At 70.1% G+C, this 8,784-nt stretch carries 7 protein-coding genes; 3 read left to right on the top strand and 4 right to left on the bottom strand.

Annotation, left to right across the window (positions count from 1 at the left end; translation table 11 throughout):
• The coding region (locus D7W79_RS33955) for a protein kinase domain-containing protein (RefSeq protein WP_244222124.1) at positions 1-1,239 on the bottom strand (1,239 nt) is incomplete at its 3' end.
• 287 nt (positions 1,240-1,526) lie between these two features.
• On the opposite strand from D7W79_RS33955, the gene D7W79_RS33950 reads away from it, so the two are divergent.
• The gene (locus D7W79_RS33950; protein WP_120529486.1) at positions 1,527-2,396 is read left to right on the top strand and encodes a cobalamin-binding protein; all 870 of its coding nucleotides are present in this window, start codon (positions 1,527-1,529) and stop codon (positions 2,394-2,396) included.
• 42 nt (positions 2,397-2,438) lie between these two features.
• On the top strand, positions 2,439-4,418 hold the full coding sequence (locus tag D7W79_RS33945) for a BamA/TamA family outer membrane protein (RefSeq protein WP_120529485.1): 1,980 nt from the start codon (positions 2,439-2,441) through the stop codon (positions 4,416-4,418).
• 34 nt (positions 4,419-4,452) lie between these two features.
• Here the strand turns inward: D7W79_RS33945 and D7W79_RS33940 are convergent, their stop codons facing one another.
• A complete protein-coding gene (locus D7W79_RS33940; protein WP_120529484.1) occupies positions 4,453-5,232 on the bottom strand; it encodes a UPF0489 family protein in 780 nt (259 codons plus the stop codon).
• A 118-nt stretch (positions 5,233-5,350) separates the two neighbouring features.
• On the opposite strand from D7W79_RS33940, the gene D7W79_RS33935 reads away from it, so the two are divergent.
• Positions 5,351-7,576 (top strand): S9 family peptidase, encoded by a 2,226-nt coding sequence (locus D7W79_RS33935; RefSeq protein WP_120529483.1) that lies wholly within the window; start codon positions 5,351-5,353, stop codon positions 7,574-7,576.
• Positions 7,577-7,681: 105 nt separating this feature from the next.
• Here D7W79_RS33935 and D7W79_RS33930 read toward each other — a convergent pair whose 3' ends face one another.
• The gene (locus D7W79_RS33930) at positions 7,682-7,885 is read right to left on the bottom strand and encodes a cold-shock protein (protein ID WP_014397260.1); all 204 of its coding nucleotides are present in this window, start codon (positions 7,883-7,885) and stop codon (positions 7,682-7,684) included.
• Between the two features lie 164 nt (positions 7,886-8,049).
• The coding region (gene sucB / locus D7W79_RS33925; protein ID WP_120529482.1) for a dihydrolipoyllysine-residue succinyltransferase at positions 8,050-8,784 on the bottom strand (735 nt) is incomplete at its 5' end.

Here is an 8,784-nt window from a genome sequence, read left to right as displayed (position 1 = left end):
CGCCACGGGGACGGACGGGGCCGGCTCCACGGGGGGCTGCTGGGTGCCGCGCAGCACGAAGAAGCCCGCCGCGCCCAGCCCCAGCAGCAGGGACGCCCCGAACAGGGCGATGCCCAGGCCCTTGTTGGACTTCTTCTCCGGAAGGCCGCCGGCCTCGTCCACGGAGATGTCCAGCGCCATGGTGTTGGGCGCGGGCGTGGGGCCCGAGCCCAGCGCGGGGTGGGCCCCCGAGTGGATGCCGCTGTGCGGACCGCTGTGGGGGCCGGAGCCCACCGCGTTGAGGCCGGTGCGCGTGGCGAAGACGCCGCTGACGCCGGACGCGGAGGCCGCGGTGCGCATGCCCTGGAGCACGGCGTCCATGGACGCGTAGCGGTCCACGGGGCGCTTGGCCAGGCACTTCATCACCAGCGCCTCCACCTCCGCGGGCACGTTGTGGTCCGGCCACACGGTGTGGAAGGGGGGCGGCGGGTCGTTGATGTGCTTGACGATGACGTCAATGCTCTGCGCCGCCTGGAAGGGCGGCCGGCCCATCAGCACCTGGTAGAGCACCACGCCCAGGCTGTACACGTCGCTGCGCGGATCCGCGATGTTGCGCGCCTGCTCCGGCGCCATGTACTGCGGCGAGCCCAGGATGACGCCCGCCTGCGTGAGGGTGGTGTCCTCCTTCATGGCGGCGTCGCCCACGAAGGACTTCACCAGGCCGAAGTCCAGGACCTTGACCACGTCGTGGTCCGCCTCCTGGTTGAGGATCATCACGTTGGCGGGCTTGAGGTCTCGGTGGATGAGGCCGACCTTGTGCGCCTCGCGCAGCGAGCGGGCCACCTGCTGCCCGATGGTGAGCGCGCGCTCCCACGGCAGCGGGCCTTCCTGGGTGAGCAGCTGCGACAGCGTCAGCCCCTCCAGGTACTCCATGGCGATGTAGTAGATGCCGTCTTCCGTCTTGCCGTAGTCGATGACGGTGACGGTGTTCGGATGGCGCAGCTTCGCGGTGACGCTGGCCTCCAGGAAGAAGCGCTTCTGGAAGCCCGGGTCCTTGCCCTCGCCGCTGTACTGCGGGTTGAGGACCTTGAGTGCCACCAGCCGGTCCAGCGGGGCCTGCATGGCCTTGTAGACGCGGCCCATGCCTCCGGCGCCAAGCGTCTCCAGGATGCGGAAGCGCTCGTTGAGGATCCGCCCGAGCAGGGGATCCGGCACGTCGGCGGGCGCGCCCTTGCTGCGGGGGGCATCGCTTTCGATCATGTGTTCCCCCAAGGCGTAGAGAAGGACCGCATACGTCGTTTCGGACCCGGCGGAGCCTAGCACCGCCTTGGAAAACCGCCCAAGAGACGTGCCGCTATCATCGCCACGCGCCGGCCCCGAGTTTCCGGCCCGCGCCGCGCGCTCGCCCTCCCGCACTTCCCGTGCTGCCCCGTCCCCGGGTGCTTCGGAAATCGCGGAAATCAGCGTCCGTTGCCGCACAATTCCCAGGTGCTGGTGCGTCGCGTCATCCCGGGTGGCGGAGGCGGGAGCGGGTTAGGGTTTCCCGCATGAATGCCCAGCTGTCCGCGCTGTTGTCGTCGGCGCCGCGCCATCCGCGGCGGGTGGTGTGCCTGACGGAGGAGACGACGGAGGTGCTCTACCGCATTGGCGCGGGGGACCTGGTCGTCGGCGTGTCGGGGTTCACGGTGCGGCCGCCGGAGGCGCGCAAGAAGCCCCGGGTCAGCTCGTTCCTGGACGCGAACTTCGAGCGCATCCTGGAGCTGAAGCCGGACCTGGTGCTGGGCTTCAGCGACCTGCAGGCGGACATCGGACGGGAGCTCTGCAAGCGCGGGGTGCCGGTGTACTTGTTCAACCAGCGCTCGCTCGCGGAGATATTGCAGGCGGTACGGCTGACCGGGGCGCTGGTGGGACGAGCGGAGCCCGCGGAGGCGCTCGCGGTGGAGCTGGAGAAGAACCTGGAGCGTCACTCGGACGCGGCGCAGTCCCTGCCGAAGCGGCCGCGCATCTTCTTCGAGGAGTGGCACGAGCCGCTCATCTCCGGCATCCGCTGGTGTTCGGAGCTGGTGGAGGTGGTGGGTGGGGTGGACGTGTGCCAGGAGTCGCGCGCGTCGCAGGGCGCGAAGGGCCGCATCTTCGACCCGGAGGAGGTGGCGAGGCGCGACCCGGAGGGCGTCATCGCCAGCTGGTGCGGGCGCAAGGCGAAGCGCGAGAAGATCGCCTCCCGGCCGGGCTGGGCGGGCGTGCGGGCCGTGCTGGATGATCAGCTCTACGAAGTGAGGAGTTCCTACATCCTCCAGCCGGGGCCGGCGGCGCTGTCGGACGGAGTGGATCAGCTGGCCCGCATCGTGGCGGCCGTCGCGAAGGGGGAGCCGTTGCCCATGGCCCGGCCGGGGGACCTGCGCACCGCGCTGACGTGAGCGGAGGCTGGCGACAGGCGCGGCGCATGACAGGATGCGCGCGTGCCGCTCTCACTGCCCGTCCTGCTGGTCACCGTGCTCGCCGCGACGGGCACGCCGTCGGGACCGCCTTCGCGTTGGAACGGAGCCATCACCCAGGTCGCTGGCGCGCAGTCGCCCGGGCCTGAGGGCTCGGGCAAGCCCCAGGACGTCGCGCCGCCGGATGCGCCCGTGCGCTCGCCGGACGTTGAGCCCTCGGGCGTGTCGAACACGGAGGTCGCGGCGCCGCCTCGCGCGGAGCTGGTCCCGGTGGGGCCGGAGGGCACGCAGGGGCCCGCGGTCGCCACGGCGGACGAGCAGACGAAGAACTACGAGGACGCGCTCATCGCCTGGGGCCTGGGCGAGGTCGAGCGCCAGGTGGAGCCCGCGCCCGAGGGCAAGGTGCTGGAGGAGGTGCTCGTCACCGCGGAGGAGGTGGTCGCGCCGATGGATCCGTATCCATCGCTGCTCAACATCTTCCACGTCCGCACCCGCGACGACATCGTCCGCCAGGAGGTGCTGATTGCTCCGGGGCAGCCGTACTCGGAGGCGCTCGTCGCGGAGTCGGTGCGCAACCTGCGCAAGCTGGGGCTGTTCTCCGTCGTGCGCGCGGTGCCGGTGAAGGGCAGCGCGCCCGGCAGGGTGGCGCTGCTGCTGGTCACCAAGGACCTGTGGTCGCTGCGGCTCAACAACGAGTTCTCCGCCGTGGGCTCGCTGCTGCTCTACCTGCGCCTCCAGGGCACGGAGCAGAACTTCCTGGGGCGCGGCAAGAAGGTGGCGCTGGACTTCATCATGCGCCTGGACACGTTCAGCTTCGGCCAGAGCTACACGGACAAGCGCGTGCTCGGCAGCCGGTGGTCGCTGACGGAGTCCGCCGCGGTGCTGATCAACCGCGACACGGGCAAGGCGGAGGGCTCGCGCGGGAGCCTCAGCCTCAGCCGGCCGCTGTATTCGCTGGCCACGCCGTGGAGCCTGAGCACGTCCGTGGCGTGGAACGTGGAGACCGCGCGCCAGTTCCGGGGCGCGGACATCTGGCAGCTCCCGTTCCCGGACGGCGCCCCCGTGCCGTACGTCTACAACACGCGCGAGGTGGCCGCGGGCGCCACGTACACGCGCTCCTACGGCCAGCGCTACAAGTGGAACGTGGGCATGGGCGCCGGGGCCTACCACTACGCCTACGCCGCGCCGCTGGCCTCCCAGCTCAGTGACGCGCAGGCGGACTGGTTCCGCCGCAACTACCTGCCGCGCGCGGAGGACGCGGGGTACGCGAACTTCTCCTTGAGCGCCTTCGAGGCCCGCTACGACGTCCTCCGCAACGTGGACTCGTACACGCTGTCGGAGGACTTCCAGCTGGGGCACTCGGTGCTGGCCACGCTGCGCTACGCGCCGCCGGTGTTCCCGTCCGCGGCGCACTTCGCGGAAGGGGGCCTGTCCCTGCGCTACCGCGTGCACTGGGGCGACGCGCTCACCACCGCGTCCGCGGCCGCGTCCATCCGCCAGCAGTTCAGCGCCCAGACGCCCGGCGCGAAGGAGGGCTGGACGAACCGGCGCTGGGCCGCGGAGCTGGTGCAGGTGTCGCCGCGCGTGCTCGGGGGGCGCTTCGTGGCGCGCGGCCTTCTGGACGTGAACATCGACGACCTGTCGGACCGCGTGAGCCTGCTGGGCGGCAGCAACGGCCTGCGAGGCGCGGCGGTGGATGCGTACTCCGGCAAGCGGCTGCTGCTGGTGAACCTGGAGTACCGCACCGCGCCGCTCGTCGTGCGCACGGTGCACCTGGGCGGCGTGTTCTTCCTCGACTCCGGCAGCGCCTTCAACAAGCGGCCGGAGATGGTGACCACCGTGGGCGTGGGCCTGCGGCTCTTGTTCCCCCAGTTCAACGTGTTCCCGTTCCGCATCGACTTCGGCTACGTGCTCAACGGCGACCGTCCCCCCGTGGGCAGCCGCCTGTCGCTCAGCAGCGGGCAGGTGACGGACTACCGGCCCTCGTTCCTCGACTCGCCCTGAGGCTCCGGAGCAGCTCCGGAGCAGCTCCGGAGCTTCAGGGCGGCTCGACGCGCAGCAGCTCCCGGAAGAGGACCTCCGCCACGTCGCGGAACAGCTCCCCGGACGCGAGCAGCCCGCCGCAGTGATGCGGCTCACGCGCCAGCGTCAGCGCCACCGCCTTGCCCAGCACCGCGTCCCAGAAGGGCTCCGAGTCAGGGGGCAGGAGGAACTCGCGGATGACGGACTTCGGCCACGGCAGCACGGTGGTGGGGTCCGCGTCGCTCAGGCTGGTGAAGCAGTCCAGGTCCACGTCCAGCAGCACGGCGGACGCGGCCTCCAGCACGTCGCGCACCGCGTCCGCGGGGCCGGGGTGCAGGTACGCCTCCGCCGCGCGGTCCACGGTCGTCACCGTCACGAGCCGATGCGAGCGGCCCCGCGTGTCCACATAGGTGTCTCCGGAGAAGGAGCCCCGGGGCCGGGTGCGCGCGATGATCAGCGCGTCGCCCACGAGGTTCGCCTCCATGGCCGCGACGATGTGGTCGTAGTTGCGCACGTCCAGGTGCCACCGCGCGTGTTCATCCAAGGCGCGCAGGCCGGCGGAGCGGTCCGGCATGTCGGCGGGGCGCTGGGGCACGACGATGTCCAGGTGCCGGTCCAGCGTGACGAGCAGGGCAGGGGGCCCCGCGTCGCCCAGGGCACAGGCCCACGCGGGCAGCGCGAGCCGGTGCGGGTCGAACACGTAGGCATCCGTCGGGCCTCGGCCACCGCCCAGCCCCAGCCGCACCACTCCCGCGAGGCGCAGGTGGCGCAGGGCGTCGTCATCATTCGGATTCATGGGGGTGGGAATCCTCTCCTGGGCTGGACGTTGGGGGGGCCGCGAGGCGGCCGGAGTGTAGGCTTGCCCGCACCTTCCCGCGAAAGGAGCCCCGCCCCGCGCGGGGATTCAGCTACGCATGCGTCAGGTCCTAACCGCCGCCGCGCTTCTCCTCATGAGCAGCGCCCCCTCCATCGCCCAGGAGCGCAAACCCTCCGCCATGGCCCCTTCGCAAAAGCAGCCGGACACCTTCCTGCGTCAGTACGCCGAGACGCGCCGCTTCCAGAGCGGCCGCCCCGTGGGCGCGCGCATCACCCCGGACGAGAAGTCCGTCCTCTTCCTGCGCACGTCCCCCACGTCCAACGTGCAGATGCTCTACGCGTTCGACGTGGCCAACGGCCAGGCGCGTGAACTCCTCACCCCCGAAGCCCTGCTCAAGGGCGCGGAGGAGACGCTGTCCCCCGAGGAGAAGGCCCGCCGCGAGCGCATGCGCGTGAGCGCCCGAGGCTTCACCTCCTACAACCTCTCCGAGGACGGCACCCAGCTGCTGGTGCCCCTCTCCGGCCGGCTCTACGTCGTGGACCGCGCGACGGGGAAGTCCACCGAGGTGAAGACGGGGCCCGGCGTCATCGACCCGCGCCTGTCGCCGGACGGCAAGCAGGTGGCGTACGTGCGCGAGCACGACGTGTACCGGGTGGACCTGGCCTCCAACCAGGAGAAGCGCGTCACGCAGGGCGGCACCGCGGAGAAGACGCACGGCCTGGCGGAGTTCGTGGCCCAGGAGGAGATGAGCCGCTTCTCCGGCTACTGGTGGAGCCCGGACTCGAAGTCCATCGCGTACACGGAGTCCGACACGTCCGACGTGGAGAAGCTCACCATCGTGGACGTGATGCACCCGGAGAAGGGCGGGGAGATCTTCCCGTACCCCCGTCCCGGCAAGGCCAACGCGAAGGTGCGCCTGGGCGTCACGCCCGTCACCGGCGGCAAGACGGTGTGGGCGCAGTGGGACGCGCAGAAGTACCCGTACCTGGCCACGGTGAAGTGGGACAAGGGCGGGCCGCTGACCCTCGTGGTGCAGAACCGGCTCCAGACGGAGGAGCAGGTGCTCGCGGTGGACCCCGCCACGGGCAAGACGCGCGTGCTCCTCACGGAGAAGGACAACGCCTGGGTGGAGCTCGCCCAGGACTTCCCGCTGTGGCTGGAGGATGGCTCCGGCTTCCTCTGGTACACCGAGCGCAACGGCGGCCCGGAGGTGGAGCTGCGCAAGGCGAGCGGTGAGCTGGACCGCTCCGTCGTGAAGCCGGACGCGGGCTTCCGCAACCTCGCGCGCTTCGTCCAGACGGACAAGACGCTGTTCTTCATCGGCGGCCCGAACCCCACGGAGAGCCACCTGTGGCGCGTGAAGGCCGGCGGCGCACCGGAGCAGGTGGCCACCGGCACCACGGGCCCGGCCGTGGAGGGCGGGCTCGTCTCCAAGAACGGCGGCCTCGTCGTCCTCAACACGCAAGGGCCCAAGAGCATGCCGCGCACCGTGGTCCTCAAGGGCGACGGCACGAAGCTGGGCGAGCTGCCGGAGGTGGCGCAGGAGCCGTCCTTCACGCCGAACTTCGAGATCCGCCAGGTGGGCCCGAAGAAGTTCTGGACCTCGCTGGTGAAGCCGCGCGACTTCAAGCCCGGCACCAAGCTGCCCGTCATCGTGGAGGTCTACGCGGGCCCCACCGTCACCGTGGTGCACCAGTCCATGTCCGCGCACCTGCTCAGCCAGTGGTTCGCGGACCACGGCTTCCTGGTGGTGAAGGTGGACGGGCGCGGCACGCCGCTGCGCACCTCCGAGTGGAACCGCGCGGTGAAGAACGACTTCGCCACCGTCACCCTGGATGATCAGATTGAAGCGGTGCAGGCCCTGGCGAAGGAAGTGCCGGAGATGGACCTGAGCCGCGTGGGCATCACCGGCTGGAGCTTCGGCGGGTACATGGCGGCGCTGGCCGCGCTGAAGCGCCCGGACTTCTTCAAGGCCGCGGTGTCCGGCGCCCCGGTGGTGGACTGGCGCGACTACGACACGCACTACACCGAGCGCTACCTGGGCCTGCCGGAAGAGAGCCCCCAGGCCTATGAGGTCAGCAGCCTGCTGACGTACGCGAAGAAGGACAGCCCCATCGGCGCGCTGCTGCTCATCCATGGCACCGCGGACGACAACGTCTACTTCTTCCACACGCTGAAGCTGTCGGACGCGCTGTTCCGCGCGGGCAAGCCGCACCAGCTGCTGCCCCTGTCCGGCCTCACGCACATGGTGCCGGATCCGCTCATCACCGAGCGCCAGTACGAGCGCGTCATCGCCCACTTCGAGCAGAACCTGAAGAAGTAGGGCAAGCGCACCCGCGCCTGGAAAAGGCAGAGGCCCGGTTCCCTCAAGGGGGCCGGGCCTCTGTTGCTTCAACCAGTCCGTGAGGAATGGCTGAGACGCGTCACTTCACGCCGCGCGGACGTTCTGCGCCTGCAGGCCCTTCGGGCCCTTGGTGACTTCGAACTCCACCTTCTGGCCCTCGGCCAGGGTGCGGAACCCATCCATGTTGATGGCGGTGTGGTGGCAGAACACGTCCTCGCCGCCGCCGTCCTGGGTGATGAAGCCGAAGCCCTTCGCGTCGTTGAACCACTTCACGGTACCAGTTGCCATTGCGCTTCCTTGCGTTTGCAGGGCAGCCGTGGGGAAGGCCACCCGTTCTGCCCGACGACCGGGGAGACAGAGCTATTTGTAGTGAAAGGGCCGACTGGAAGTCCAGCCGGCCCACGGGGAATGCCCGTCTTCCACCCCCGCACTGTCATGTGCGGCGGAGTAGGTCAGATGTCGAGCAGCAGGCGCTCGGGGTCCTCGATGCACTCCTTCACGCGCACCAGGAACTGCACCGCTTCCCGGCCGTCCACCAGGCGGTGGTCGTACGTGAGGGCGATATACATGATGGGCCGGATGACCACCTGGCCGTCGCGGGCCACGGGGCGCTCCACGATGTTGTGCATGCCCAGGATGCCCGTCTGCGGCGGGTTCAGGATGGGCGTGGACAACATGGAGCCGAAGATGCCGCCGTTGGTGATGGTGAACGTGCCGCCCGTGAGGTCGGACATCGTGAGCTTGTCGTTGCGCGCACGGCCGCCGTAGTCACCGACCGTCTTCTCCAGCTCCGCGAGCGACAGCTTGTCCGCGTCACGCACCACCGGCACCACCAGACCGCGGCTGCCGCTCACGGCCACGCCGATGTCGTAGTAGTGCTTGAAGATGACGTCCTCACCGTCGATCTCCGCGTTGATCTGCGGGAACGCCTTGAGGGCCTCCACGGACGCGCGGATGAAGAAGCTCATGAACCCGAGCTTCACCCCGTGCTTCGCCTGGAACTTGTCGTTGTACTTCTTGCGAAGCGCCATCACCTCGCCCATGTCCACCTCGTTGAAGGTGGTGAGCAGGGCGGCGTTGGACTGGGCCTGGAGCAGGCGCTCCGCGACGCGCTTGCGCAGCGGCGTCATGCGCACGCGCTCCTCGCGCGCGGCGTTGGGGCGCGGGCCGGACGGCGCGGCGGGGGC

This window comes from Corallococcus exercitus (genome assembly GCF_003611585.1).
Lineage (GTDB): Bacteria > Myxococcota > Myxococcia > Myxococcales > Myxococcaceae > Corallococcus > Corallococcus exercitus.
The sequence above is the reverse complement of the archived record's forward strand: the minus strand, read 5'-3'. Positions and strand labels throughout refer to the sequence as shown.

Excerpts from the sequence above, each read along its gene's own strand:
- D7W79_RS33950 (WP_120529486.1), top strand. The coding sequence starts at position 1,527 with ATGAATGCCCAGCTGTCCGCGCTGTTGTCGTCGGCGCCGCGCCATCCG.
- D7W79_RS33940 (WP_120529484.1), bottom strand. The coding sequence starts at position 5,232 with ATGAATCCGAATGATGACGACGCCCTGCGCCACCTGCGCCTCGCGGGA.
- D7W79_RS33935 (WP_120529483.1), top strand. The coding sequence starts at position 5,351 with ATGCGTCAGGTCCTAACCGCCGCCGCGCTTCTCCTCATGAGCAGCGCC.
- D7W79_RS33930 (WP_014397260.1), bottom strand. The coding sequence starts at position 7,885 with ATGGCAACTGGTACCGTGAAGTGGTTCAACGACGCGAAGGGCTTCGGC.